The sequence below is a fragment of the Aromatoleum aromaticum EbN1 genome, assembly GCF_000025965.1.
GTDB classification, from domain to species: Bacteria; Pseudomonadota; Gammaproteobacteria; order Burkholderiales; family Rhodocyclaceae; genus Aromatoleum; species Aromatoleum aromaticum.
The window spans coordinates 789,487-815,706 of sequence record NC_006513.1 but is presented as its reverse complement, the minus strand read 5'-3'; the positions used below and the strand labels follow the sequence as shown (position 1 = coordinate 815,706).

The window sequence follows — 26,220 nt, the reverse complement described above, 5'->3', positions numbered from 1 at the left end:
ACCCGAATACCCATGTTTGGTTTCCTGAGAAAAAAGCCCGCGAAGCCCGATGCAGTGGAAGACAAGGCGCAGCCGGACGAGATCCCGGCCGCGGAGCCTGCGCTCGATCAGGCCGAACCGGTCGCCGAAGCGGTGCAGCCGGCACCTCCTGCCGAGGTCGGTCCCGATCTTGAAGCTTCCCTCGAAGCTCCTTTTGAAACTCCCGTTCCGCTCGGCGCGGAGATCGCGAAGCCGGGCGCGAAACGTTCGTGGTCCGAGCGGCTCAAGGCGGGACTCAGCCGCACCCGTCAGCAGCTTGGCGGGGGGCTCGCGAGCCTTTTCGGCCGGCGCAAGATCGACGAGGAACTGCTCGAGGAGCTCGAAGCGACGCTGCTGATGGCCGACTGCGGCGTCGAGGCGACGCAGCACCTGCTCGGCGAACTGCGCAAGCGCTGGAAGCGCGACCGGCTCGAGACTGCCGACCAGCTGCAGAAGGCGCTCGCCGACGAGCTGCACGCGATCCTGCTGCCGCTCGAGGAACCGCTCGACGTGTCCGGCCACAGCCCCTACATCATCATGATCGCCGGCGTGAACGGCTCGGGCAAGACGACTTCGATCGGCAAGCTCGCGAAATATTTCCAGGCGCAGGGCAGGAGCGTGCTGCTCGCCGCCGGCGACACGTTCCGCGCCGCGGCGCGCGAACAGCTGATGACGTGGGGCGAGCGCAACAACGTCACGGTCATCGCGCAGGACGGGGGCGACTCGGCGGCGGTGATCTTCGACGCGATCAACGCGGCCAAGGCACGCCGCATCGATGTCGTGCTCGCCGATACTGCGGGCCGGCTGCCGACGCAGCTGCACCTGATGGACGAGATCGCGAAAGTCAAACGGGTCATCGCGAAAGCTTCCCCGAGCGGGCCGCACGAAGTGCTGCTCGTTCTCGACGCCAACATCGGCCAGAACGCGCTGGCGCAGGTGAAGGCTTTCGACAGCGCGATCGGCGTCACCGGCCTCGTCGTCACGAAGCTCGACGGCACTGCGAAAGGCGGTGTCGTCGCGGCGATCGCACGCCAGTACCCGCGGCCGCTGCGCTTCATCGGCGTCGGCGAAGGAATCGACGACCTGCAGCCGTTCAAGGCGCGCGAGTTCGTCGACGCGCTGTTCGACACGAATGGAGCCGGCAGCGCGGCATGATCGTCTTCGAAGAGGTCGTGAAGCGTTATCCCGGCGGCTACACCGCACTCGCCGGCGTGAGCTTCGAGATCCCTGCCGGCGAACTCACGGTGCTGTCCGGCCACTCCGGTGCGGGCAAGAGCACGCTGCTGAAACTGATCGCCGCGATCGAGCGCCCGACTTCGGGTACGGTGCGCATCAGCGGCCAGGACGTGTCCGGCCTGCGGCGGCGCGCGATTCCGTACCTGCGCCGCAGTCTCGGGCTGGTGCTGCAGGAAAGCCGGCTGCTGTACGACCGCAACGTGTTCGACAACGTGATGCTGCCGCTGGTGATCACCGGCCACCCGCCGCGTGATGCCGCAAAGCGCGTTGCCGCTGCGCTCGACCGCGTCGGCCTCGCAGGGCGCGAGCGCGAAATGCCGGCCGGGCTGTCCGGCGGCGAGCAGCAGCGGGTCGCGATCGCGCGGGCGATCGTCAACCGGCCTTCGATCCTGATCGCCGACGAGCCGACCGCGCACCTCGACACCGCCTACGCCGCCGAGATCGCGACCCTTTTCAAGTCCTTCAACGCGGCGGGCGTCACGGTGCTGGTGTCGACCCATGACGACCGCCTGTTCGCCAGGCACCAGCCGCGCCGGATCGTGCTCGGCAAAGGCCTGCTGATCGAGGCCGCTGCATGATCAACTGGTTCTCGCTGCATCTGCGCGCGTTCGCGCTGGCGCTGCGGCGCCTCGTCGCGCAACCGCTCGGAACGCTGCTGTCGGCGCTCGTCGTCGGCATCGCGCTGTCGCTGCCGGCGGCCGGCTACCTGCTCCTCGACAACGTCGCGTCGCTCGCACGCGGCGTCTCCGGGACGCCCGAGATCAGCGTGTTCATGGCGCAGGATGCGTCCGACGCCGACATCGCCGCGATCGAGACGCGGCTGCGGGCCGACGGCGAACTCGCCGGCCACCGCCATGTGCCCAAGGACGAAGCGCTGCGGCAACTCGAGCACAGCGGCTTGGGCGACGTGCTCGGCGGCCTGACGTCGAACCCCCTGCCCGACGCGTTCATCGTCACGCCTGGCAGCGACGATCCGGCTGCGTACGAGGCGCTGCACGCGCGCTTTGCCGCATGGCCGGAAGTCGCCCACGTGCAGCTCGATTCGGCGTGGGTCAAGCGCCTGCATGCGCTGCTCGGGCTCGGGCAGTCCGCAGTGCTGCTGCTCGCCGGGCTGCTCGGCTTCGCGCTCGCCATCGTCACGTTCAACACGATCCGGCTGCAGATCCTCACGCAGCGCCACGAGATCGACGTCAGCCGCCTGCTTGGCGCGACCGATCCGTTCATTCGCCGCCCGTTCTACTGGTTCGGCACTCTGCAGGGCCTGCTCGGCGGCGGTGTCGCGCTGGCGACGGTGTGGGCAACGGTGCAGGCGCTGCGCGGGCCGGTCGCGAGCCTTGCCGAAACTTACGGCGCGTTGTTCACGCTGAGCGGGCCCGGCCTCCAGGAGAGTGCGGCGATCCTCGGCTTCGCCGCGTTCCTCGGCTGGCTCGGCAGCGCGATCTCGGTACGCCGTCATCTCGCCGAACGCCTGACGTAAGGCTCCGGGGGACTGCGGAGACGGAATGGTCCGGTCCGGGTCAGGCTTCGAATGCCGGCACGGCCCCCGCGGCTTCGCGCCTGTCGACGGCTTTCAGCACCAGCAGCAGCACGACGCCGACGACCATCGCTGCGGCGGCGAGATACAGGCCGGCCGCGTAACCGCCGAGGGACGCGGCGAGCCAGCCGGTCAGCGCGGGGGCCGCGATCTGCGCGATGCCGTACGAGACCGTCATCTTGCCCATCATTTTCGCCGGTCGCGTCGGGTAGTAGCGGCCGGCCATCGTCAGCACGAGGCTGACCATGCCGATGAACGTGCCGCCGAACAGCAGCGCGCCGGCGAGCGCCGCCGGAAGGCCGCCGGCGAGCGGCAGCAGGATGCCGCCGATCTGCAGCGCTGCCGCGAGGATCAGCGCATTGAGGTCGCCGGTGCGGCGCGCGACGAAGTCCCAGACGATGCAGGCCGGCGCCGCGGCGACGCCGATCGCGAGGAACACCAGCGTGCCGCGACCGGCGAGTCCCGGCAACTGGTCGACGATCGCGACGATGAAGGTTGCGCTGACGACGTAGCCGATCCCAGCACAGAAGTACGCGATCATGAAAAGGCGCATGAACAGCGCCGTCGGCGGCCGGTCGGCCATGACTTCGCCGGTTTTCGTCACCGCGCTGCGATCGGGCGGCGGCAGCCAGCGCAGCGCCGGCACCAGGAGCACGCAGCCGAACGCGGTGAACGCGAACCACTGCTCGCGCCAGTCGAGCCACGAACTCATCAGCGCGACCGCTGCCGCGCAGCCGGCAATGCCGAGGCCGATTCCGGCGAAGTGGATGCCGAGTTCGCTGCGATGGTTGTGACGGATCAGCCAGTTGAGGATCAGCCCGGTGCCGAACAGCATGCCCGCGGCACTGCTCAGCCCGGCGACGAAGCGCGACACCGCCCAGACGGTGGAGTCGGTCGTCACGCCCATCATCGCGGTGCTCAGGACCGCGACGACCATCCCGATCCGGTACAGGCGGTCCTTGAGCACGAGGTCGCTGATCATCGCCGCGAGCACCGCGCCGGAGAGATAGCCGGCGTAGTTGACGGCCGCCAGCCAGCCGGCTTCGGCGATCCCGAGCCCCGCCTGCTGCTGCATCAGCGGCAGCAGCGGGGTATACGCGAAGCGCGCGACGCCGAGCACGAGAATCAGGCTGAAGATGCCTGCGCACAAAATCCTGATGCGTTCTTTCTGTTCGTTCATCAGAGGCTCGTCAGTTCTTCCGACCGGACACGATAGACAGGATAATCTATCGAAACAAACGATTTGTTCTGAACGAAAAATTCTGTTTTGGAGATGGGTGATGGAACTTGTCGCGCTGCGGACTTTCCAGGCCGTCGTCGAAGAGGGCGGCATCCTCGCTGCGTCGCGCAAGCTCAACACCGTACAGTCGAATGTCACGAGCCGCATCCGCCGGCTCGAGGAAGAGCTGGGAACGGAACTCTTTTTCCGCAAGGGGCGCGGGATCGAGCTCGCGCCGTCCGGGCGGGTGCTGCTCGAATACGCGCGCCGGATGCTGCTGCTCGAACGCCAGACGACCGCAGCGATGCGGCAGGTCGGCGAGAGCGCAGGGGAATTGCGGATCGGCACGATGGAGACTTTCGCCGCGCTGCACCTGCCCGCAGCGCTGAAGGCCGTGCGCGCCGCACATCCGGCGCTGGAACTGCGGGTGCAGGCGGACACCAGTGCCGCGCTGACCGAGAAGGTGCTCGACCACAAGCTCGACTGCGCGTTCGTTGCCGGTCCGGTGAAGCACCCCGATCTTCAGTTCGACGAGCTTGTCGTCGAGGAACTCGTGCAAGTGTGCGCCGACGGCGCGGGCCCGCAGGCGCTGCCGTTGATCAGGCTGTGCATACCGCGCTCGGGCGCTTGCCTGGCAGCGTGCGAGCGGGCAGGCGTGCGCCGACGTGATGGAATTCGGCACGCTCGAAGGAATCCTCGGCTGCGTGTCGGTCGGGCTGGGCTGGACGCTGATGCCGCGGCGCGTCGTCGAACGCTCGCCGCTTGCCGCCGAACTCGTCATCGAGGCGTTGCCGGCGGAGGTCGGCCGCGTGCCGACCGGGATGGTTCGCCTGCGCGACGCGCGACCGCTGGCAGCATTGAAGACGCTTGCCGACGCGGTGACGAACAGCGCGTGACGAGCGCCGCCGGGTCCGGCGAGGCACCGGGAGGCGGCGAGTCAGGCGCCGGGAGCGGCACGTGCGCATCTCCAGGCCTGTACGGCGCCGGTGTTCAGACCGTCGGCGGCGGGGCGTCGGGCTGCATGGCCGGTGCTGCGCGGCAAAAGGCGTCGAGCTGCCCGCACGCCGCGTCGACCGCGAGAATGTTCGGGTACGGTGACAAATCGACGTTGAAGCGCCGTGCGCTCTCCACCTGCGGGATCAGATAGACGTCGGCGATCGTCGGCGTGTTGCCGAAGCAGAACTGGCCGCGCGACTTGTCGGCCGCGAGCAGCGCTTCGAGCGCGTCGAAACCGGCTTTGATCCACGTGCCGCACCACGCGAGCACTGCCGCCTCGTCGCAGCCGAGGGTCTTCCGCAGGTATTCCAGGATGCGGCGGTTGTTGATCGGGTGGATGTCGCAGCCGACGATCGCGGCGAGCGCGCGCACGCGGGCGCGATCCTCGGCGCTGGCGGGCAGCAGCGCCGGCGTTGGGTAGCGTTCCTCGAGCCACTCGATGATCGCCGGCGACTGGATCAGCGTCAGGTCGCCCTCAGTGGACTCCGACACGAGCGCCGGCACCAGCGCCTGCGGATTCACCGCCCTGAAGGCGGCGTCAAGGTGTTCCTCGCTGCGCAGGTCGACCGCGACGTACTCGTAGTCGAGCCCTTTGAGGTTCAGCGCGATGCGCAGACGATGCGACGTTCCGCTGCGGAAGAAGTTGTAGAGCTGCATCGCTCGTTCCCTCATGCCGCCGCGGCGAGGCAGTTATCGACGTTCCAGCCGTACAGCCACTCCATTGCGTCGTAGAAGCGCTCCGGCGTGCGGCCTTTCCACAGGTCGTTCCTGACGAGACGCTCGACGCCCTTGGCGTGGTAGATGCGACCCATCTCGCGCGACGACAGCACGATGCGCGCGGTGCGGGCGACGCGCGAACGCTGGTACAGCTCGAAAGCCCGGACGAAGTCGTTGTCATGGACGCGCAGCGCTTCGCCGAGCGTCACGGCGTCTTCAAGCGCCATGCACGCGCCCTGCGCCATGTATTGGGTCGTCGGGTGCGCCGCATCGCCGAGCAGCGTCACGCGGCCGAACGACCACTGGCCGATCGGCTCGCGGTCGGCAGTCGCCCAGCGCTTCCAGCTCTTCGGCAGGTCGATCAGCTGGCGCGCTTTCGGGCAGATGCCCTGGAAGTAGCTCTGCACCTCCTCGCGGCTGCCTTCGGTGACGCCCCACTCTTCCTGCTGGCGGCTGTGGAAAGTCACGACGACGTTGTACTGCTCGCCGCCGCGCAGCGGGTAATGCACGAGGTGGCAGTTCGGGCCGACCCAGATGCTCGCGGCGTTCCACTGCAGGTTTTCCGGGAAATCCTTCTTGTCGATCACCGCGCGATAGACGACGTGGCCGGTGACGCGCGGCGGGTCATTGACGTACTGCGCGCGCACTGCCGACTTCACGCCGTCGGCGCCGATCAGCGCGATGCCGCGGTGCGCATTGCCATGCTGGTCGAACACCGTGACGCCGTGCTCGTTCTGCTCGACGCGCTCGGCGCGGGTCGACGTCAGAAATTCGACGCGGCCGGTCTCCTGCGCGCCTTCGAGCAGCGACAGGTGCACATCGACGCGATGGATCACGGCGTAGGGATTGCCGAAGCGCTTGCGGAACGCTTCCTCGGTCGGGATGCGCCCGACGAGGCTCTCGTCGAGCGCGTCGTGCATCACCATCTCGTCCGTATAGACCGCGCGGGCGCGCGCCTTGTCGCCGACGCCCAGCGCGTCGAACGCGTGGAAGGCGTTGGGGCCGAGCTGGATGCCGGCGCCGATCTCGCCGATCTCCGCCGCCTGCTCCAGCACCTTGACCGAAAACCCCTGGCGCACCAGCGCCAGTGCCGCGGCCAGGCCGCCGATGCCGCCGCCGGCGACGATTACGGGAAGTGTCTCGCTCATGTTCGTCTCCTCTGTGTCGATGCGCGGGCCGTTCTCTGCGGTCCGCAGGTTCTGGCCCGACTGTTCCCGGTCCGGAAGTGGTTCTCGGTTGTCTTGCTCTCTTTTTCTTATTCCGGCTGGCCGATCAGCAAGCTGATCTCGCCGATGCCCTCGATCCGCCCGCTGAGCCGGTCGCCCGGATTGACGGCGCCGACGCCTTCGGGCGTGCCGGTGTAGATCAGGTCGCCCGGCTGCAGGTGATAGAACTGCGACAGGTCGGCGATGATCTCGGGGATGCTCCAGATCAGCAGCGACACGTCCGACGACTGCTTCGTCTGGCCGTTGACGACGAGAGTCAGCGCACCCTGCGATACGACGCCGAGTTCGCCTTTCGGCACGATTTCGGACGCGACCGAAGACTGCTCGACGTCCTTGCCCAGATCCCAGGGCCGGCCGGCTTCGCGCGCGACGAGCTGCAGGTCGCGGCGCGTCATGTCGAGGCCGCAGGCGTAGCCGTAGATGAGCTTTTCCGCATCGGCTTCGGCAACGCGAAAACCGGGCGCGCCGATCGCGACGACGAGCTCCATCTCATAGTGGAAGTTCTTCGTCCCGGGGGGATACGCGACGGTCGCGCCGGATTCGGTCAGCGTCGAAGGTGCCTTGGTGAAGTAGAACGGTCGGGAGGTCGCCTTGTCGACCGGGTTCCCCATCTCGACCGAGTGCGCGTAATAGTTGCGGCCGACGAAGAACAGGCGGTTGATCGGAAAGCGGGCGTCAGTGCCGCGAATCGGCAGCGACTGGACCGGCGGCGGGGTGAATGCGTATTTTGCTTGGCTCATCGTGATCTCTCCAGGAAAAGGGCGGTCAGGCGCGGACTTCGTAGAGTCCCAGCTTGCGGTGCAGCGGAGACTCGTCGGCGATGAAGACGAACGCCGGTTCGCTCGTCGAGCGGTTCTTCAACGTTACGCGCGCAAAGCCGGGGACGCAGCACGTGTCGGCCTCGGCGAGCGTGAACGCGGTGTCGTCGGCGGAAACGAGCGCACCACCTTCGATGACGTGGAACACCATCGCCGGCGAGCGCGCCGGCAGCGCGAGCGTCTCGCCCGGCCGCAGCATCAGCGCCGAGAAACCGAGGATGTTCTGGCAGTCGCTGCCGTCTTCGGGATTCACGTACGCGACCTGCACCGCGTCGCCGCCGGGACGCTCGGCGGCGAGCGCTTCGAGCGCCGCGCGCACGTCGACCCACGGGTAGCGCAGCATCGGATAGGCTGACGTGTCGCGGGTGAACACCGGGCTCGGCACGACGCCGCCGCGCAGGTATTCGCGGTCGCCGCGGCGCGGGACGACGTCCTGTTTCTCGCCTTCGACGGCGTACGACGTTTCCATGTAGTAGACCAGCGGCAGGTCGAGCACGTCGAGCCACACGACCGCTTCGTCGCCGTCATGGCCGTGCTCGTGCCACAGCCCGGTCGGGGTCAGGATCAGGTCGCCGCGCTGCATCGGGCATTTTTCGCCATTGACCGTCGTGTAGGCGCCGGTCCCTTCGACGATCATGCGCACCGCGTTCGGCGTATGGCGATGCGCGGGCGCCCATTCGCCCGGCAGCAGCAACTGCATGCCAAGGTACATGCTTGAACTCGCCTGCATCTTCTCGAGGCCGTGGCCGGGGTTCGCGAGCACGAGGACGCGGCGTTCGGCCTTCTCGATCGGCGTCAGCTCGCCGGCCTGCATCAGCAGCGGCCGCAGGCTCTCGTACGACCACATCGTCGCGTGGGTGCGCGGGCCGGGCTGGCCATGCGGCAGCACCGCACGCAGGCTCGGCCACAGCGGCACGAGGTTCTGCGCGGCCAGCGCCTGCCGGTAATCGGCCGGCAGATCTTCAAGGGTTCCGAGTTCCGACATGACTGCATTCCTCCTTTGGATATCGATTTTCGATCAGTTATTTTGATCTGGATCAACAAAATTGTTATCGGTGGGCGAAATGTACTGAACAGCAGACATTCAATCCATTCGTTGTATCGAATGCCATTCATTCGAAAATGGAATAGAGTGAAATGATGGAAACTCTCGAAATCCGCCAGTTGAGCGTCTTCGACGAAATTTACAAGACGCGCAGCGTCAGCCGCGCGGCCGAGAATCTCGGGCTCGGCCAGCCGGCAGTGAGCATCGCGCTCGGCAAGCTGCGCGAGCATTTCGGCGACCCGCTGTTCGTGCGCACGTCGGCGGGCATGGAACCGACGCCGCTCGGCGAGGAACTGGCCGAGCCGATTCGGGTGGCCGTGGCGGCGGTCTCCGCTGCCTCCGGCCACCGTGCCGAGTTCGATCCGACGCGGGCTCGCCGCACGTTCCGCATCGCGATGACCGACATCAGCCAGCTCGTGCTGCTGCCCCGGCTGTGGGAACGGCTGCGTACTGTCGCACCGGGCATCCATATCGACATCGCGAATCTCTCGGCGAACACCGCCGGCATGCTCGAATCGGGCGAGGTCGACGTCGCGCTCGGCTTCATGCCGCAGCTCGAGGCCGGCTTCTACCAGCAGGCGCTGTTCCGCCAGCATTACGTCTGCATGGCGAGCGCGACGCACCCGCGCATTCGCCGCGGCTTGACGCTTGCGCAGTTCGAAGCCGAAGAGCACGCCGTCGTCAGCACTTCCGGCACCGGCCACCTGATCATCGACCGCGAGATCGCGCGCCAGGACATCAAACGCCGCGTCGTGCTGCGCATCCCGAGCTTCGTCGGCATCGCCTACGTCGTCGAGCGCACCGCGCTGCTCGTGACGATCCCCCAGCGCCTGGGCGAACTGCTCGCCGACGAGGAGCGGCTGCGCGTGTACCCGGTGCCTTTCCCGCTGCCCGAATATGCCGTCAAGCAGCACTGGCACGGGCGCTACAACAACGATCCCGGCAACCGCTGGCTGCGCGCACTGATCCAGGAGCTGCTGTCGAGCCCGCTGGGGCATTGACGGAGGCGCCGGGAGCAGGACGGTCGCCTCCGGCTCTTGAGTCGGCGATCGTTGCCGGGGAGGCACCACGCTGGTTCGGTTTGACGGACTTATCGCGATCCGGCTGCCGGCCTACCATCGGGGCATCTGCGCCAGCTGCCGTCACCGGCGCGGGGTTCGGCCAACTGGAGGATGCTGCGATGAATTCGGAACACCTGATCCTGACCGACAACGACTTCGTGCGCCTGATGGCGATGCAGCCCGGCCCGCAGTTGCGCGCGGAACTCGAGCGCGCGGTCGTCGTGCCGCCCGACTTCCTCCCCCGTCACGTAGTCACGATGCACTCGCGCGTGCGCTACCTCGACGAGGCCAGCGGCGAGCAGCGCGAGATACAGGTCGTCTATCCCGAGGAGGCCGATGTTGCCGCCGGCAAGGTGTCGGTGTTTGCGCCGGTGGGCGCGGCGCTGCTCGGGCTATCGGTCGATCAGGTTATCGAATGGGACTTTCCAAGGGGGCCCAGGCGGCGCCTGCGAGTCGAGGAAGTTCTCCATCAGTCCCGCCTGCGCGCTGCCGGCTGACTAACGCGCGGGACTGCGGTCCCAGTACGGCTCGGGACCGAAGCGTGCGACGAAGAAGTCGATCAAGGCGCGCACCTTCGCCGGCAGATGGCGCGTTGGCAGGTACAGGGCGTAGACGTGCTGCTGCACGGGGAGGTACTCGGAGAGCACTGCCTGCAGCCGCCCCTGTTGCAGATCTCCGCCAACGATGAAGGTCGGCAGCAGCGCGACCCCCAGGCCGCTGAGAACCGCCTGGGACAGCGCCTCGTCGTCGTCGATGTGCAGCGGGCCTTTCACGGGCACCGCAATCTCGCCCTCCGGCCCGCTGAAGCGCCATTGCCCTTTCTCGCCCGAGTGCGCATAGCTGAGGCAGTGGTGGTGCACCAGATCCTCGGGCGTCTGGGGCACACCTCGGCGGCGGAAGTACTCGGGCGTCGCGCAGATCCGCCGGCGCACCGGCGCGAGGCGGCGCGCGACGAGGCTTCCCGGCGGCTCGCCGGTGACCCGCACTGCCAGGTCGTAGCCTTCCTCGGCCAGATCCACCAGCTTGTCGGTGATCATCATATCCAGCGCAAGCTCCGGGTAGCGGCCGAGGAAATCGGCCAGCGCCGGCGCAACATGCAGCGTGCCGAACGCGACCGAGGCGCTCACCTTCAGGATGCCGCGCGGCTCGGCATGAAAGCTCATCACGACCTGTTCCGCCTGTTCCGCTTCGTCGACGATGCGCGCGCAATGCTCGGCCACTGCAGCTCCCACCTCGGTCAGGCTGAGCGCCCGCGTGCTGCGGTTGAGCAGGCGCGCGCCGAAAGCTTTCTCCAGTTTGGCCACGGCCTTGCTCACCGCCGAGCGGGAGACGTCGAGGCGCCGGGCCGCCTCGGAGAAGCTTCCCGCCTCGACTACGCGCGCAAAGGTGGCCATCAGATTGAGATCTTCCATGGCCGGTTATTGTAGAGCGTCCGGAAACAACTTGGTGCGATCTGGCTTGCTTATCCCGCCGCTTCCTTGCGCATAACATGAGGGTGACCCTGAGGGCGGACTGCAAGACGACGCGGAGGGTCGAAGGAGGGTGAAATGGCTGACGAACGGCTCGAGATGGTGTGGGTGTGGCGGGAGTACGAGGCGGCGGTGTCCGTTCCGGTCGAACGCGAGGCGGGCGTGCATCCGGCACGCCGGGCCGGCGACATCAAGCGGCGCGATTACCCGCCTGCCGCTCCGGTGGAAGACGGCGACGCTCCGGTGCCGGAGCGGGAGGTCGCGCCTGGTCCTGCCGCGAAGCTCGCAATACTGCGGCGCCGGCCGCTGCCGCCGCCGGGCGTCAGGGTGTGGGTGAAGCGGCCGGCCAGCGCCTGATGCGCAGCGGAAACTTGTGGACTGAAGGAGGCAAGCGATGCGAGAGCGGAATTCGAACGGCCCGGCGAGCCATGACAGTAGGGTAATGTTGATCGCGGTGAGACCGAGTGCGCGCTTCCACAGGCTCGGCGGCATCGGTAGCCTGGTGTTGCTGTACCCGGTGTACGAGGCTTCTGCGCCGGCGGCGGAAGCGCCGGTTGGGGAGGGGGGCGACGTGCGGTTGCGACGCGAAGATGCGACTGATGCGGCTTGACGGATCGGTTGTGGCGGGGCTGTTTTCGTGCTGGAGAAATGATGGATGAGTGAACGGAGGTCGCGATGAAACCAATGGATTGGAGTCTCGGGGAGTTGGCCGATTTCGCGAACATCGTAGGGGCCGACGGCCTGCGGCCGGAGCGGCTTCCCGACGCCTGGCTCGCGAGGCTGTGCGACGCGGCGCACCGTATCATTGCCGACCGCGGCGCGGATCGAGGCGACGACAAGGAGTTCGATGCCCTGTGCGGGATCGTCCTGTGGCTGCGGCGCGGCGACTGGCGCGGCGGCCACGGCGATGGCATCTACGTGCCCCTGCCGGAGTTGTGGCGTGCGGTCCTGGATTACGGGCGTGAGTTGAGCCGCGAGCGGGCGGAGCGGCTGGGTCGGAAGCAGGAGTTCGTCGTCGCCTGACGCGGAGCGACGAGGCGGTGCTGCAGATACCGGCCGCACCGCCCGTGCGCTCTTTTACTGCCGATGGGGCGCAGCAGCGGCTGGCTGATGGAGTTTCTGTCCATCTTCCAGTCTCTGCGACAGGTACCCCGGCAGTACATGCAGGTCTGCCTGCGCACAAAAACCGACCGTAACGACACGATTTGTTTTGTGCTGCGTCCGCTCCAATCCCCTGTCGGAAAGCTGGATTTCCCCTGCTCGCGTGCTTGAATTGAATGGCCTTTTCGTGCGCGAGCCAAACACATTCACTTCCTCGTCGCGCTGCACGCTTTCTGAAGGCGGGTGACGATGATTCCGGCGGGCCTGTCGATGTTTGTCGATGTTTGCCTGTACGACCGCCGAGGAGACGATCCTCCAGCTTCAAGGGACCGGTCCGTCGGGCATCTCTTGGCTCGACTCCGAAGCGGCGGGGAAGAAGTGAGAAGTGAGTGAGAAGTGAGTGAGAAGTGAATTCCCGGGCCGGTCAAAGGCGAATGTACTCCCCCTGCCCAGCGGGCTCCGGACATGAAAAAGCCGTTGAACCTTGCGGATCAACGGCTCTCGAAAACGTGGTGGTGATGGGCGGAATCGAACCGCCGACCTATGGGTTATGAATCCGAGTTTCGCGGGAAACCTATGGGCTAACCAACATTAATAAACCTTTACGAAACAGCATACTTAAAGCATACTCGCCTTAACGGGGTTACACGAAAAATAACGGTTTTTGACCGAAAACGTAACCCCGATGTAACCCCGGCGTAACCCCACGCGATCCGGTTTGCATAGAGGCGAGATCATGGCTGACGACAAAACGCGGTTCCCTTTCACCAAAGAGCGATTGGCCGCCCTGCCCACGCCCGATGCTGGGAAGCGTGACACCTATCACGACACCAAGACGACCGGCCTGCAACTTCGCGTATCAGCGACCGGCGTGAAAAGCTTTTCCGTCTATCGGCGGCTGAAGGCCGGGCAACCCGAGCGTGTGACGTTGGGCAAGTTCCCGGCGATGACGGTGGAGCAAGCACGAAAGGCGGCGGCGCTGGTGAATGCCGAGATTGAGAGCGGCGCGAATCCAGCCGCAACGAAGCGCGCATTCAAGGCTGAACCGACGCTCACCGAGTTTTTCGCTGAGTACGGCACCCGGCACGGGGAAAAGAAGCTGGCATGGCCGGCTGACGTGCAACGGTTCCGCGACTACCTGCAAAAGCCGATGGGCAACAAGAGGCTGTCTGAAATCGACCGGGCCATGATCGCCAAGGCTCTGAGCGATGCGGAGAAGGCGGGCAAGTCCGTGGCGACCGTGCGCAACATCCGGGCGCTGGCGTCTGGCGTATTCGGCAAGGCGGTGGAGTGGGGCCGTCTGGACTTCAACCCGGCGCAAGGGGTGAAGGTGGCGGGCAAGAAGGTTTCCCGCGACCGCTTCCTGCAAGCCGATGAACTGCCGCGATTCTTCGCGGCGGTGGCGGAAGAAGATGACACCATGCGCGACTTCATCCTGCTGGCGCTGCTGACGGGCGCGAGGCGGGCGAACGTGTGCGCGATGCACTGGCACGAGCTTGATCTGGCGGCGGGCGTGTGGCGAATCCCGAGAACGAAGAACGGCGAGCCGCAAACTGTGACGCTGTGCCCGGAAGCGGTGATGATCCTTGAAGCGCGGAAGGATGCGACGGGTGGCGGTTTCGTGTTTCCCGGCACAGGGCGGACGGGCCACGTTGTTGAGCCGAAGAAGGCGGTGGAGCGCGTCATGGCGCGGGCGGGCATTCCCTACGGGCGCGACGTGCCGAACGGGGCAACGCTGCACGACCTGCGGCGCACGCTGGGGAGCTGGCAGGCGCGCACCGGCGCATCGTTGGCGATCATCGGCAAGAGCCTGAACCACAAGAGCCAGCAGGCGACCGCGATCTATGCGCGACTCGACCTTGATCCGGTTCGCCAGTCCGTGAATACCGCCACGAGTGCGATGCTCGAAGCGGCGGGCCTGAAGGATGGCGCGGACGTGGTGAGGCTGCCGAACAAGCGGAGTGCAGCGTGAGGCTGATCTATCGGCAGCACGCCGTGCGCAGGATGTTCGAGCGCGGCATATCGACAAACGACGTGGCGGCGGCTCTGGCTGGTGGCCGGGCGATCGAGGACTACCCGACTGACACGCCCTATCCAAGCTGCCTATGGCTGGGCTACGCGGGAGCAAGGCCGCTGCATGTCGTCTATGCCGACAACCAGGACGACGGCGAGCGCATCATCGTGACTGTTTATGAACCTGATCCCGCCTTGTGGATGGCGGACTTTGCGACGAGGAAGAAACCATGAAATGCCCGATCTGCAAGCACGGCGAAACCAAGCCGGGCACCGCGACCGTGACCCTTGAGCGCGGCGGTATGGCCGTTGTGTTCCGGGCCGTCCCTGCCGAGGTCTGCGACAACTGCGGCGAAGCCTTCCATGACGAGGCCGTGACCGCTGCACTGCTGCGGCAGGCCGAGCAAGCGGCGGCGGCGGGCGTGGAGGTCGACGTGCGGCGCTTTGCGGCGGCTGCGTGAGGCAGGCGCAGCGGGCTGCATGACCTGAGAAAACCTGAGCTCTGCCGCGCCTACTCCGACGGGAGGAAAACCGGGTTCCCTTGCCCGGCTGGCGCGGCACCTGTTGCAAGGGCGAAGCGCAATAGGGGGCGCTGATGATCGAAACGACTTATATCCGGCTGGAGCGCGCAGCGGAAATGCTGGGTGCCGATACCGATACGCTGCTGATCGCTGCATATGAGGGGCGGGTTCGGCTTTATGGGCTGCTGAATCAATTTCGCAAAGCCCAGAAGCTGGAATGGGACGAGGATGAGGAAGGCAACAGTTTTTCCTATCCTGTCGAAGAAAAGCAGATGTGGTTCTGGATGGTGCCTATCGACAGACACGGTGCGGGCTATTTGATGCAGGCAGGCTTCGCGTGCATAGCTGCCCTGTCTGAGAACGATGAGAAGGGGCGGTATTGGAGCGAGTGTGATTGGGGGGAGCGCGATCCGGTTAAAGATCGCATCCCGATAGCGCATGTGTTTCTCAAGCGTGCGGACGTTGAAGGAATCCGCAGCAAGAACACCGCACCCCAACCCCGAGCGGAGAGCGAACCGCCTCCCCCGCCTGACCGTTCGCACGTTTCCGATGATCTTGCGCGCGTGAATCAGGCGGCGCGGCGCTGGTGGGGGAATGTCGACAAATGCGACCCTTCGATGCGGATTCCGACCCAACGTGACCGCTGATTCCGAAATAGTGTGACCGGTGAATCCGCGGTCGTGACCGCGGATTCCGATTTGATCGTGACCGATTTCGGCGAGTTGTCGGAATGGGCGGTCACGATGTCGGAATCAATGGTCACGATCAAATCGGAACGGGTTTGTGAGGCCAAGCGTGGCAACGTCGTTTGTCAGGCCGGCTACCCTCGCGCGCTTTGCGCGGAGACCGAGGATGCCGGCGGAGCGGATTGCCATGCACAAGATCAGGGAGCTGTTACGGCTCAAATACGACTGCGCGCTGTCGCATGAGCGCATTGCCCGCGCGCTGTCGATTTCCAAAGGAGTGGTCGCCAAGTATGTGAAGGCGGCCGAGGAGTGCGGCCGGCCGTGGGCCGAGTTGTCGGCGGCCGACGAGGCCGAGTTGCGCCGGGTGCTGGGGGTCGCCCGGCGTGGACGTGGCGCGAGCGTCGCGAATGTGCCGCCGGATCTGGCGGCGGTGCATCAGGGGCTCAAGCGAAAGAACGTCACGCTGGCGCTGCTGTGGGAAGAGTACGTGCAGACGGCCGACGGGCCGAGCTATCAGTACTCGCGCTTTTGCGACCTGTACCGCGCGTTCGCCCGCACGCTCAAGCGCTCGATGCGCCAGGTGCACCGCGCCGGCGAGAAACTCTTCATCGATTACGCGGGCGACACGGTGCCGATCGTCGACGCCGACACGGGCGAGATTTCGCGCGCGCAGATCTTCGTCGCGGTGCTCGGCGCCTCGAGCTATACGTTCGCCTGCGCCACGGCGACGCAGTCGCAGGCCGACTGGCTGGGCTCGCTCGCCCGGGCGCTGGCCTTCATCGGCGGCGTGCCCGAGCTCGTGGTGCCCGACAATACGCGCTCGCTCGTCGGGCAGGCCGACCGCTACGAGCCGCAACTGCAGCGCACCACCGCCGAGTTCGCCGCGCACTACGGCGTGGCGATCCTGCCCGCGCGCCCCTACAAGCCGCAGGACAAGGCCAAGGTCGAAGTCGGCGTACAGATCGTGCAGCGCTGGATTCTGGCGCGGCTGCGGCATCGACGTTTCTTCTCGCTGGGAGAGTTGAACGAGGCGATCGCCGCGTTACTCGAGCCGCTGAACACGCGTGCCTTCCGGCGCCTGCCAGGCTCGCGCCACGAAGCGTTCGAGACGCTCGATCGGCCGGCGCTGCGCCCGTTGCCCGCCACCGCGTTCCAGTTCGCCCAGTGGAAACGGGCCAAGCCCAATATCGATTACCACGTCGAGTTCGACGGGCATTACTACAGCGTGCCGTATGCGCTCGCCGGCCAAGCGGTGGAGTTGCGCATCACCGCGAGCAGCATCGAATGCTTTGCCGCGGGCCGTCGCGTCGCGGTGCATGCGAGAAGCCACCGGCCCGGCGTCTACTCCACGCTCACCGAACACATGCCCGCATCCCATCAGGCGCATCGCCAGTGGTCGCCCGGCAAACTCATCGCCTGGGGCGCCACCGTCGGCCCGCACACCGAGCAGGTGGTCAGCCACCAACTCGAACGCATGCCGCACCCCGAGCAGGGCTACCGGGCGTGCCTCGGGCTGATGCGCCTCGGTCGCCAATACGGCAACGAACGGCTCGAAGCCGCGGCGACCCGCGCCGTCACCCTCGGGGCGATGCGTTACCGCAACGTCGCCTCGATCCTCAAGAGCGGGCTCGACCGCGCACCGCTCCCCACTCCCACTCCCACTGCCGCTAGCCAAACCGAACTGGCGCTTCCCACCGTGCACGAGAACCTGCGCGGTGCGCGCTACTACCACTGATTCCACCCACCGGAGAACATCGATGCTGATGCAACACAGCCTGCAACAACTGCATGCCCTGCGCCTGGAAGGCATGGCGCGCGCCTTCGAGGAGCAGCTCACCCAGCCCGCCATCACCGCGCTCAGCTTCGAGGAGCGCTTCGCCCAGCTCATCGATCGCGAGATCCTGCTGCGCGACGGCAAACGCATCGACCGGCTGCTCAAGGCAGCCCGCATCAAAGCCGCTGCAGCCTGCCTGGAGGACGTCGACTACCGCGCCGGGCGCGGGCTCGAGCGCAGCCAGATCGCCGCGCTCGGCACCGGGCAATGGATCCGCCATCACCAGAACTGCCTCATCACCGGGCCCACCGGCAGCGGCAAGACCTGGCTCGCCTGCGCGCTCGCCAATGCCGCGTGCCGGCAGGGCCTCGCGGCCTATTACGTGCGTCTGCCGCGGCTCTTCGAAGAGCTGCGCATCGCGCATGCCGACGGCAGCTTCAGCCGACGCCTCATGCAGCTCGCGCGCATGGATCTCATCGTCATCGACGATTGGGGCCTGGCCGCGCCGTCGGCGCAGGAGCGAAGCGACCTGCTGGAGCTGCTCGACGACCGCGTCGGCACGCGTTCGACCGTGATCACCAGCCAGCTGCCGATCGAGCACTGGCACACCTACCTGGGCGACCCGACCTTCGCCGATGCGATCCTCGATCGCGTCGTGCACGCCGCGCACAAGCTCGCCCTCAAGGGCGAGTCGATGAGAAGAAAGGAAAAGGCATGAGGCCGTGCGCGCGAGACGCCTTACCCACAGGCGCCCGCCCGCCAGCGTATGAGGCGCGCTGGCGGCCGCCTGTGGATAAGCCTGCGCCGTGCCTCGAATTGACCGTGATCGTGACCGACGCGGTTAGAATCTGAACACCACGCTTCGCGCGCAGACCCCCCGGTCACGTTCGTCGGTGCAGGCGGTCACGTTCGTCGGAATGCGCACCTTCGACGCATCCGACGAACGCAACGGTAGCGGCATGGCTGATCGAGCGCGGGCTATCAAAGTCGCAAGCTGAGAGAGCGGCGTCACTTATTCGACCGGAATGGGCGCATACCGGGCGCAAGCCCGACGTTTAATGGGCGACGTACCCGAAGCCAGCAACGCCGGGCACTCGGGACGATGACGCCCTTAACGGTGAAACCCTTTCACTGTTTCGCCTGCAAGCCTTTCCCCAAAGTTCGCATCCATCCCGCACCCCAGCGGGATTTAATGGATGCGAACCATGACAACCCAAAACCTGCAAAACCTGATCGCGGCGGGCGCTGATCTGCTCGACGACAAGGCCGCTGCCGCGATCCTCGACGTTTCCCCCGGCACCTTGTCCGTGTGGCGCTCGACTGGGCGCTATGCGCTGCCGTTCCTGAAAGTGGGGCGCAAAGTCCGTTACCGCCGTGCCGACCTGCTCGCATGGATGGAAAGCCGCACCCGTGCAACCGGCGCAACGGCATAAGGGGCGGGCGGCGATGACCCAAAAAACAAAGGGCCGCACCGAGCGGCACGACCCCAAGCAAAACGACTCCCGCGATTCTATCAACGTCGACCCGGTGGTGGGCTGGTATTCGCTGGGAAAGGCCAGCCGGACAAATCGCCGACCAAAGCGCACTTGGCGGCACAGGAGCGGCGGCGCGATCAACGTTGATCTGGCTGTGCTGCTGATCCTCGCGGCGGTGGCGGCGCTGCTGCTCGCGGAGGGCCGGCTATGAACGCGCTCGACACCATCGAAGCCTTCCGCGATGCGATGCGCGAGAACCGCATCGTTCCGCCAGCGGTGATCGAGGCAGACGGGCTGCTGCATCGCTTCCACGTCGAAGGCGACCGGCGCGGCACGCTCAACGGCTGGTATTCGCTGCACCTGGATGGCCGGGCGGCAGGCGTGTTCGGTAGCTGGAAAACCGGGCTACGCTCGACCTGGGCGGCGGACGGCAAGCGCATGACGGACCCTGAGCGCGACGCCTTCGCCAAGTTGATCGAGGCGGCGCGGCAAAAGGCGCAAGCCGAGCGGCGAGCGGAACACGAGGCACGAGCGAAAGAGGCGCGGGCTGAATGGGACGCTGCGGCACCGGCGGGCGCGGCGCATCCGTACCTGACCGCCAAGGGCGTGAAGGCGCACAACCTGCGCCAGCGGGCCGGGCTGCTGATCGTTCCGCTGTTCGATGCTTTCGGGCTGCTGTGGAACGTGCAACGCATCGCACCGGACGGCGGCAAGCGGTTTCGACCGGGCCGCGCTGGCGGTTTGTTTTCCCCGGTGGGCGACTTGACCGACCCGGCGCGGCTGCTGATCTGTGAAGGCTGGGCGACCGGCGCGACGCTGCACGAGGAATCCGGGCTTCCGGCGCTGTGTGCGATGAATGCCGGAAACCTGCTGCCGGTAGCGAAGGCGGCGCGGGCTGCATGGCCTGCCGCTGAACTGGTGATCTGTGCCGATAACGACCGGGGCACCGAAGGCAATCCGGGCGTGACCGCTGCGACGGCGGCGGCGAACGCGACCGGCGCGGCGCTGATCGTTCCGCAGTTCCCCGAAGGCGCAAGCGGGACGGACTTCAACGACTTGGCGGCGCTGCGGCGCACTGTGAGGGCCGCATGACGACTGCTGAATTTCTCGACGCACCTTCGATTGATGACGTTACGGACGTTACAGGCGTACATCCCAGCAACGGCACGGGTTCCGCTGTAACGGCTGCCGTAACGCCAGACGTTACGGACGTTACAGCCTTGGCTGATCTGCTCGACCGGGTAGCGAAGCAGGACGGCGACGCCCGCCAACAAGAGGCGATTCCGACTGTTCCCGAAGAGGAACGCCCGTGCTTCCGCGTCCATGATGGCTGGACGCTACTCGACACCGGACGCAAGCTGAGGCCGGGCGTGTGGCATCACGGCATGAGCAAGCCGAAGAAAGAGGAAATGCCCGTTCCGGTCGATTCCTGGGTGTGCGGGCCGCTGCATATCGAGGCGCAAACGTTCGACGGCACCGGCAACAACTTCGGACGGCTGCTGCGCTTCAAGAACACGGCGGGGCACTGGCGGGCGTGGGCCATGCCGATGGAGCTGCTTCGGGGCGACGGCTCCGACCTGCGCGGCGAGCTGCTGGCGATGGGACTCGAAATCGACCCGTTCGCCCGGCAAAGCCTCGCGCGTTACCTGCAAGAGCGGGCACCGAAAAAACGGGTTCGCTGCGCGCTGCAAGTAGGCTGGTGCGGCAACGTGTTCGTGCTGCCGGATGCGGTGATCGGGCCGGACGCGGGCAGCGTGATCTTTCAGAGCGGCGAGCGCGGACACGAGGAACACGGGCAGGCGGGAACGCTCGACGGCTGGCGAAGCGAGATCGCTGCGCGGGCGGTGGGCAACCCGCTGTTCCTGCTCGCGCTGGCGGCAGCCTTCGCCGGGCCGCTGCTCAAGCGCACGAACACCGAGGGCGGCGGGCTGCATTTCGTAGGCGACAGCTCGACCGGCAAGACGACGATTCTGGAAGCTGCCTGTTCCGTATGGGGCGGGCCGGGCTACCGGCGAAGCTGGCGGGCGACGGCGAACGGCATGGAAGGCGCGGCGGCGCTGTTCAATGACTGCCTGCTGGCGCTGGACGAAATCAGCGAATGCGATCCGCGCGAAGTCGGCGCAATCGTCTACAGCTTGGGCAACGGGCGCGGCAAGCAACGGGCGAGCCGCACCGGAGCGGCACGAGCCGTAACGCGGTGGGCCGCATTCATCATCTCGACCGGCGAGCGCACCATTGGCACGACGATGGCGGAGGGCGGGCACCGCACCAAGGCGGGCCAAGCGGTTCGACTGCTCGACCTCCCGGCGGCGCGGCGCTTCGGCTGCTTCGATGATCTGCACGGCATGGCGACCGGCACCGCGCTGTCGGATGCGATCAAGCGGGCGGCGACTCAACATCATGGCCGGGCCGGGCGCGCCTTCCTCGACCGGCTGACGCACGACGGGCGGGACTTCGCGGCGCTGCTCGAACGGTTCAAGGCACTGCCTGCCTTCAATCCGCCCGACACCGAAGGGCAGGACAAGCGCGCGGCGGGCCGCTTCGCGCTGCTCGCGCTGGCGGGCGAACTGGCGACCGAGTACGGCATCACGGGATGGCCGGAAGGCGCGGCGACCGAGGCGGCGGGAACCGGGTTTCGCGCGTGGCGAGCGATGCGCGGGCGCGGTAACGACGAGCGGCGGCAAATCCTCGACCGGCTGGCCGGGTTCCTCGAACGGCATGGCGATAGCCGCTTTTCCGACTGGACGGCGGACGGCGTAATGGTCCGCGACCGGGCCGGCTGGTGGAAGCCTGACGATGCGGGCGGGCGGCTGTATCTCTTCAATGCGGACGGACTGCGCGAAGCCCTGAAGGGGTTCGACTTCAAGCACGCGCTTGACCTGCTCGAAGAGGCGGGGGTGCTTCCGAAGGCGAATGCGCGCGGCGAACGAGCGAAAGCCGAACGGATCGGCGGGCGCGTCGTGAAGCTGTACGAGGTTCGCGCCGACTCGCTGGGGGGCGAGCATGTCTCTTGATGCGCTGCTCGCCAAGCTGGAGCGCGGGGCTGTAACGCCTGTAACGGCAGCCGTTACGCCTGACGTTACGCCAGAATCCGCGCTGCTACTGGCTGTAACGGCTGTAACGCCTGTAACGGCACAAATCGACAACGGGCAGGGTGAAGCCGCGCGAGCGGTCGCGGAGGAACCGCTGGAGGCTGAACCTGATCCGCCAGCCGTTGTACTGCTATGCACGCGCTGCCGACACCGAGCACGACCCGGACACGCGGAACCGGGTTACTGCGCACTGCGCACCGATCAACCGAACGCTTACGGGCCGGGGCACCCCCTGCACCGTCTGCCTGCGGATGGCGGTGCGGACTGTGATCTGTTCGAGGCGTGGCCTTGGGCCTGACCTCCCCTATCCAGCCGCGCCGACCGGCTGCCGGCAAGGGGAGGGTGGGTCAAAAGCCTGGAACCTCGCTGGCCCGGAAACCGCTCGGTTCCGCACGCGCGGAAAAAATCCCGGTTTTCAAAAAGGATTCAAATCGGGAGGGGCGGTTCAGAAGTCTGGCGGTTCGATCTACTCAACCGCTAGGTTCCAGCTTGCCCGCAAAGGCTAACCAAAAAAAGGACAGGGGCGGGTCAAAAGTCTGGCGCTTGGAGCGCGGTAACCGCCCGATAAGTGCCGAGCAATCGCTAACCCGGAAAAACCATTCGTGCGCGGGCACCCGCTCGCGCGTAGGAGATACCATGCAGAACTTTCCCCGAACCGTTACAGGCGCTTTGAACCGGTTGGCGCACCGCGAAGGTTTGCGCCATGCCGAAGCCGTCAAAAGCCGCTTGGCGGCGGAACTGGCGCGTCTGAAGGGCAATGGCGCGACCCATGCGGAGATGCTTGCGCACTTGGAGCGACAAACGCACGAGGCCGGGGGCCGGTCAAATCTCTGACCCTTCCGGCCATAGGACCGGACGGTTCCACAAATTTTCACCGCTCCGAAAAAACGACTACGCAAAGCCTGCGGCTGGCGGAGATCGGAGGGGCCGGGCGAGTCTGTCAAAAATTCGACGCATTTCGCGGTTATGCGCAGGACGATAACCGGGCGGTTTCCGATCCCGAACGCCTGAAGATTTGACCCGCCCTCCCACGATCTGGAAACCGCCCGCACCATTCACGGTCATAGGCGTACAGTTTCACGCTGTGACGCGCGATGGTCTGCGCAGGACCCCGGTAGCTTGCGCGCCATGCGGCGCAAGGGGCAGGCGTAGGGGGTGGCACGACGAGAAAACGCTTAGGCTTCCAGGAGGGGGTTTAGGGGGAAACGTAACCCCGGTGTAACCCCGACCAAAAAGCAAAAGGGCCTGCATCGCTGCAAGCCCTTGAATTTAATGGTGGTGATGGGCGGAATCGAACCGCCGACCTATGGGTTATGAATCCATCGCTCTAACCGTCTGAGCTACATCACCACGCGAGCCTGCTAATATATAGGTTTGAGAAACGAGGCGTCAAGACGCGTTGATGAAGAAACTCTACATCCGCACCTTCGGGTGCCAGATGAACGAGTACGATTCCGACAAAATGGCGGACGTGCTCGGCGCCAGCGAAGAGCTGGTGAAGACCGACAACCCGGAAGAGGCGGACGTAATCCTCTTCAACACCTGCTCGGTGCGCGAGAAGGCGCAGGAGCGCGTGTTCCACGATCTCGGTCGCGTCAAGCATCTGAAACAGTCGAACCCGAACCTGATCATCGGCGTCGGCGGTTGCGTCGCGAGCCAGGAAGGCGATGCGATCGTCGCGCGTGCGCCGTACGTCGACGTCGTGTTCGGCCCGCAGACGCTGCACCGCCTGCCGCAGCTGATCGCCGAACGGCGCCACAGCGGGCGGTCGCAGGTCGATATCTCGTTCCCGGAGATCGAGAAGTTCGACAACATGCCGCCGGCGCGCGTCGAAGGCGCGAGCGCTTTCGTGTCGATCATGGAAGGCTGTTCGAAGTACTGCACGTTTTGCGTCGTGCCCTACACACGTGGCGAGGAAGTGTCACGGCCGCTCGACGACGTGCTCGCCGAAGTCGCGGGGCTCGCCGGGCAGGGCGTCAGGGAAGTCACGCTGCTCGGGCAGAACGTCAACGCGTGGCGCGGCGAGATCACGCGCGATGGCGGCGAGCAGGGCGACTTCGCATTCCTGCTCGAATGCGTCGCCGAGATCCCGGGCATTGAGCGCCTGCGGTTCACCACGTCGCACCCGCGCGAGATGACGCAGCGCGTGTTCGACGCGTACGCGAAGATTCCGAAGCTCGTCAGCCACCTGCATCTGCCGGTGCAGTCGGGTTCGGACCGCATCCTCGCGGCGATGAAGCGCGGCTATTCGGTGCTGGAATTCAAGTCGGTCGTCAGGAAGCTGCGCGCGGCGCGCCCGGATCTGTCGCTGTCGTCCGACTTCATCGTCGGCTTCCCCGGCGAAACCGAAGAGGATTTCGAGAAGACGATGAAGCTCATCGACGAAGTCGGTTTCGACGCGTCGTTCAGCTTCGTCTATAGCCCGCGGCCCGGCACGCCGGCCTCGGATCTCGCAGATCCGGTGCCGCAGGAAACCAAGCTGCGCTGGCTCGCGCGGTTGCAAAAGCGCATCGACCAGCAGGCGCAGGCGATCAGCCAGGCGATGGTCGGACGGGTCGAGCGCGCGCTCGTCGAAGGACTGTCGCGCAAGGACGCCACTGAACTGGCGGCGCGCACCGGCAACAACCGTGTCGTCAATTTCGTCGGCAATCCGCGCCTCATCGGCCAGTTCGTCGACCTGACGATCACTGCCGCACTACCGCACAGCCTGCGCGGCGAAATCGTCACAACGGAGACTTGAATGGGGCGTCCGACGGAAGTGGTCCTCGAGCCGGTCGACAACGAGCGGCTTGCCAACCTGTGTGGCGCGCTCGACGAGAACCTGCGCCAGATCGAAACAGCGTACGACGTCACGATCGCGCGTCGCGGTGAATGTTTCACGCTGCAGGGCAGTCCCGCGCAGATGCAGCTCGCGGCGAAGGCGCTGGGCGAGTTCTACGAGCAGGCCGACGAGCACCTGTCGGTCGACGACATCCAGCTCGGCCTGATCGAGCTCGCGAACCGTCGCCAGTCCGACCAGCCGACCCCGGCGCTCCTGACGCGCAAGACCGAGCTGCACGGGCGCACCCCGCGTCAGATCGACTACCTGCGCAACATCCAGGCGCACGACATCACCTTCGGCATCGGCCCGGCCGGCACCGGCAAGACTTATCTCGCCGTCGCGAGCGCGGTGGACGCGTTCGAGCGCCAGCTGGTCGAGCGCATCATCCTGACACGGCCTGCGGTCGAGGCGGGCGAGCGCCTCGGTTTCCTGCCCGGGGACCTTGCGCAGAAAGTCGACCCCTACCTGCGCCCGCTCTACGATGCGCTGTACGACCTGATGGGCTTCGACCGCGTCGCCAAGCTTTTCGAGCGCGGCAGCATCGAGATCGCGCCGCTCGCGTTCATGCGCGGGCGCACGCTCAATCACGCCTTCATCATCCTCGACGAAGCGCAGAACACGACGCCCGAGCAGATGAAGATGTTCCTGACGCGCATCGGCATCGGCGCGAAGGCGGTCGTCACCGGCGATCTCACGCAGATCGACTTGCCGCGCGGCAACCGCAGCGGGCTGCTCGAGGCGCGCGAAGTGCTCGCGACGGTGCGCGGCATCGCCTTCACCGAGTTCCAGAAAGAAGACGTCGTGCGCCACCCGCTGGTCGCCCGCATCGTCGAGGCGTACGACAACCAGACCGCGCGCGACGCTCAGGCTGCGCTCGCCCGCAAGTCGTGAGCGCGGACACCGAAACTGCGTCGTCTCGCCTCGCGCTGACGGTGCAACGGGCGATCGGGGCCGAGAACCGCGCCCGTTCGCCGACGAGCGCGCTCATCCGGCGCTGGGCGCTCGCCGCGTTGCGTGGCGATGCCGAGATGACCGTCCGCCTTGTCGGCGAAGCCGAAGGGCGACGCCTCAACCGGGACTATCGCGGCAAGGATTACGCGACCAACGTGCTGACGTTCGTCTACGACGAAAGCGAGCGGCTGGCCGGCGACCTGGTGCTGTGCGTTCCCGTCGTGGCGCGCGAAGCGGCCGAGCAGGGCAAGCCGCTCGAGGCCCATTTCGCGCACCTGATCGTGCACGGCATGCTCCACCTGCAGGGGTTCGACCACGAAGCGCCCGACGAGGCCGAGGAAATGGAAACCCTCGAAACCCGCGTGCTCGCCACGCTCGGCTACCCGAACCCTTACGCCTGAGGCGTGCCATCCTTACGCCTGAGAGCGCCTTCTCGACGATACCGAC

At 66.3% G+C, this 26,220-nt stretch carries 27 protein-coding genes, 1 tRNA gene and 2 pseudogenes; 23 read left to right on the top strand and 7 right to left on the bottom strand.

The window, feature by feature from the left end; genetic code table 11:
* Positions 1-12 precede the first annotated feature (12 nt).
* Genes ftsY through ftsX form a run of 3 tightly spaced genes read left to right on the top strand, consistent with a single transcriptional unit; the run spans position 13 to position 2,731 of the window.
* Positions 13-1,173: a signal recognition particle-docking protein FtsY gene (gene ftsY, locus EBN1_RS03890; RefSeq protein ID WP_011236605.1), complete on the top strand. Its 1,161-nt coding sequence runs from the start codon at positions 13-15 to the stop codon at positions 1,171-1,173.
* Positions 1,170-1,832 (top strand): ATP-binding cassette domain-containing protein, encoded by a 663-nt coding sequence (locus EBN1_RS03885; RefSeq protein ID WP_011236604.1) that lies wholly within the window; start codon positions 1,170-1,172, stop codon positions 1,830-1,832. The genes ftsY and EBN1_RS03885 overlap by 4 nt, the downstream gene beginning before the upstream one ends.
* Positions 1,829-2,731: a permease-like cell division protein FtsX gene (gene ftsX / locus EBN1_RS03880; protein ID WP_011236603.1), complete on the top strand. Its 903-nt coding sequence runs from the start codon at positions 1,829-1,831 to the stop codon at positions 2,729-2,731. Before EBN1_RS03885 ends, ftsX begins: the two co-directional genes overlap by 4 nt.
* A gap of 40 nt (positions 2,732-2,771) precedes the next feature.
* Here ftsX and EBN1_RS03875 read toward each other — a convergent pair whose 3' ends face one another.
* A complete protein-coding gene (locus tag EBN1_RS03875; protein ID WP_011236602.1) occupies positions 2,772-3,968 on the bottom strand; it encodes a YbfB/YjiJ family MFS transporter in 1,197 nt (398 codons plus the stop codon).
* Between EBN1_RS03875 and EBN1_RS03870 the strand changes: the two are divergent.
* A pseudogene (locus EBN1_RS03870) lies at positions 3,925-4,524 on the top strand (LysR family transcriptional regulator); the annotation flags it as partial. The gene EBN1_RS03875 and the pseudogene EBN1_RS03870 sit on opposite strands and share 44 nt — an antisense overlap.
* A gap of 145 nt (positions 4,525-4,669) precedes the next feature.
* Positions 4,670-4,903: pseudogene (locus EBN1_RS03865) on the top strand (LysR substrate-binding domain-containing protein); the annotation flags it as partial.
* A 94-nt stretch (positions 4,904-4,997) separates the two neighbouring features.
* Here EBN1_RS03865 and maiA read toward each other — a convergent pair.
* From maiA to EBN1_RS03845, 4 genes are all read right to left on the bottom strand, one after another.
* Complete coding sequence (gene maiA, locus EBN1_RS03860; protein WP_011236600.1) at positions 4,998-5,660, bottom strand: maleylacetoacetate isomerase; 663 nt, start codon at positions 5,658-5,660, stop codon at positions 4,998-5,000.
* A gap of 11 nt (positions 5,661-5,671) precedes the next feature.
* Positions 5,672-6,868, bottom strand: a complete 1,197-nt coding sequence (locus EBN1_RS03855) for a 3-hydroxybenzoate 6-monooxygenase (protein ID WP_011236599.1) — start codon at positions 6,866-6,868, stop codon at positions 5,672-5,674.
* A gap of 107 nt (positions 6,869-6,975) precedes the next feature.
* Complete coding sequence (locus tag EBN1_RS03850) at positions 6,976-7,686, bottom strand: fumarylacetoacetate hydrolase family protein (RefSeq protein WP_011236598.1); 711 nt, start codon at positions 7,684-7,686, stop codon at positions 6,976-6,978.
* 25 nt (positions 7,687-7,711) lie between these two features.
* Entirely contained in the window at positions 7,712-8,749 is a 1,038-nt protein-coding gene (locus tag EBN1_RS03845) for a cupin domain-containing protein (protein ID WP_011236597.1), read from the bottom strand.
* A 152-nt stretch (positions 8,750-8,901) separates the two neighbouring features.
* On the opposite strand from EBN1_RS03845, the gene EBN1_RS03840 reads away from it, so the two are divergent.
* The gene (locus tag EBN1_RS03840; RefSeq protein ID WP_241762801.1) at positions 8,902-9,810 is read left to right on the top strand and encodes a LysR family transcriptional regulator; all 909 of its coding nucleotides are present in this window, start codon (positions 8,902-8,904) and stop codon (positions 9,808-9,810) included.
* Positions 9,811-9,989: 179 nt separating this feature from the next.
* Positions 9,990-10,367: a nucleoside diphosphate kinase regulator gene (gene rnk, locus EBN1_RS03835; RefSeq protein ID WP_041645705.1), complete on the top strand. Its 378-nt coding sequence runs from the start codon at positions 9,990-9,992 to the stop codon at positions 10,365-10,367.
* On the opposite strand, the gene EBN1_RS03830 is transcribed toward rnk, so the two are convergent.
* Positions 10,368-11,282, bottom strand: coding sequence for a LysR family transcriptional regulator (locus EBN1_RS03830; RefSeq protein ID WP_011236594.1), 915 nt, complete (start codon positions 11,280-11,282; stop codon positions 10,368-10,370).
* Positions 11,283-11,417: 135 nt separating this feature from the next.
* Between EBN1_RS03830 and EBN1_RS03825 the strand changes: the two genes are divergently transcribed.
* The 13 genes from EBN1_RS03825 (at position 11,418) to EBN1_RS03765 (ending at position 22,835) form a co-directional block, all read left to right on the top strand.
* Positions 11,418-11,696 (top strand): hypothetical protein, encoded by a 279-nt coding sequence (locus tag EBN1_RS03825; RefSeq protein ID WP_041645703.1) that lies wholly within the window; start codon positions 11,418-11,420, stop codon positions 11,694-11,696.
* A 318-nt stretch (positions 11,697-12,014) separates the two neighbouring features.
* Positions 12,015-12,362, top strand: a complete 348-nt coding sequence (locus EBN1_RS03820; protein ID WP_157866569.1) for a hypothetical protein — start codon at positions 12,015-12,017, stop codon at positions 12,360-12,362.
* A gap of 814 nt (positions 12,363-13,176) precedes the next feature.
* Complete coding sequence (locus EBN1_RS03815; RefSeq protein ID WP_011236590.1) at positions 13,177-14,412, top strand: tyrosine-type recombinase/integrase; 1,236 nt, start codon at positions 13,177-13,179, stop codon at positions 14,410-14,412.
* Positions 14,409-14,687: a DUF4258 domain-containing protein gene (locus tag EBN1_RS03810; protein ID WP_041645698.1), complete on the top strand. Its 279-nt coding sequence runs from the start codon at positions 14,409-14,411 to the stop codon at positions 14,685-14,687. The genes EBN1_RS03815 and EBN1_RS03810 overlap by 4 nt, the downstream gene beginning before the upstream one ends.
* Positions 14,684-14,914: a type II toxin-antitoxin system MqsA family antitoxin gene (locus EBN1_RS03805; protein WP_041645696.1), complete on the top strand. Its 231-nt coding sequence runs from the start codon at positions 14,684-14,686 to the stop codon at positions 14,912-14,914. Before EBN1_RS03810 ends, EBN1_RS03805 begins: the two co-directional genes overlap by 4 nt.
* A gap of 134 nt (positions 14,915-15,048) precedes the next feature.
* Positions 15,049-15,621, top strand: a complete 573-nt coding sequence (locus EBN1_RS03800; protein WP_041645694.1) for a hypothetical protein — start codon at positions 15,049-15,051, stop codon at positions 15,619-15,621.
* A 205-nt stretch (positions 15,622-15,826) separates the two neighbouring features.
* Positions 15,827-17,395 (top strand): IS21 family transposase, encoded by a 1,569-nt coding sequence (gene istA / locus EBN1_RS03795; protein ID WP_011236587.1) that lies wholly within the window; start codon positions 15,827-15,829, stop codon positions 17,393-17,395.
* Positions 17,396-17,417: 22 nt separating this feature from the next.
* On the top strand, positions 17,418-18,152 hold the full coding sequence (gene istB, locus EBN1_RS03790; protein WP_011235973.1) for an IS21-like element ISAzo4 family helper ATPase IstB: 735 nt from the start codon (positions 17,418-17,420) through the stop codon (positions 18,150-18,152).
* A 487-nt stretch (positions 18,153-18,639) separates the two neighbouring features.
* Positions 18,640-18,867 carry a helix-turn-helix domain-containing protein gene (locus EBN1_RS03785; protein ID WP_041645691.1) on the top strand — a complete coding sequence of 76 codons (228 nt, stop codon included), beginning with the start codon at positions 18,640-18,642 and terminating at the stop codon, positions 18,865-18,867.
* Between the two features lie 13 nt (positions 18,868-18,880).
* Positions 18,881-19,120 (top strand): hypothetical protein, encoded by a 240-nt coding sequence (locus EBN1_RS03780; RefSeq protein WP_041645689.1) that lies wholly within the window; start codon positions 18,881-18,883, stop codon positions 19,118-19,120.
* Entirely contained in the window at positions 19,117-20,001 is an 885-nt protein-coding gene (locus tag EBN1_RS03775; protein WP_011236584.1) for a toprim domain-containing protein, read from the top strand. Before EBN1_RS03780 ends, EBN1_RS03775 begins: the two co-directional genes overlap by 4 nt.
* 128 nt (positions 20,002-20,129) lie before the next feature.
* Positions 20,130-21,923 (top strand): DUF927 domain-containing protein, encoded by a 1,794-nt coding sequence (locus EBN1_RS03770; RefSeq protein ID WP_241762800.1) that lies wholly within the window; start codon positions 20,130-20,132, stop codon positions 21,921-21,923.
* A gap of 714 nt (positions 21,924-22,637) precedes the next feature.
* Positions 22,638-22,835 (top strand): hypothetical protein, encoded by a 198-nt coding sequence (locus EBN1_RS03765; protein ID WP_157866568.1) that lies wholly within the window; start codon positions 22,638-22,640, stop codon positions 22,833-22,835.
* Positions 22,836-23,274: 439 nt separating this feature from the next.
* On the opposite strand, the gene EBN1_RS03760 is transcribed toward EBN1_RS03765, so the two are convergent.
* Positions 23,275-23,351, bottom strand: a tRNA-Met gene (locus tag EBN1_RS03760).
* A gap of 52 nt (positions 23,352-23,403) precedes the next feature.
* Between EBN1_RS03760 and miaB the strand changes: the two genes are divergently transcribed.
* From miaB to ybeY, 3 genes are read left to right on the top strand one after another with little or no spacing between them, the layout of a single operon-like run.
* On the top strand, positions 23,404-24,741 hold the full coding sequence (miaB, locus tag EBN1_RS03755) for a tRNA (N6-isopentenyl adenosine(37)-C2)-methylthiotransferase MiaB (protein WP_011236579.1): 1,338 nt from the start codon (positions 23,404-23,406) through the stop codon (positions 24,739-24,741).
* Entirely contained in the window at positions 24,742-25,713 is a 972-nt protein-coding gene (locus EBN1_RS03750; RefSeq protein ID WP_011236578.1) for a PhoH family protein, read from the top strand.
* Positions 25,710-26,174, top strand: coding sequence for an rRNA maturation RNase YbeY (gene ybeY / locus EBN1_RS03745; protein ID WP_011236577.1), 465 nt, complete (start codon positions 25,710-25,712; stop codon positions 26,172-26,174). The genes EBN1_RS03750 and ybeY overlap by 4 nt, the downstream gene beginning before the upstream one ends.
* Positions 26,175-26,220 lie beyond the last annotated feature (46 nt).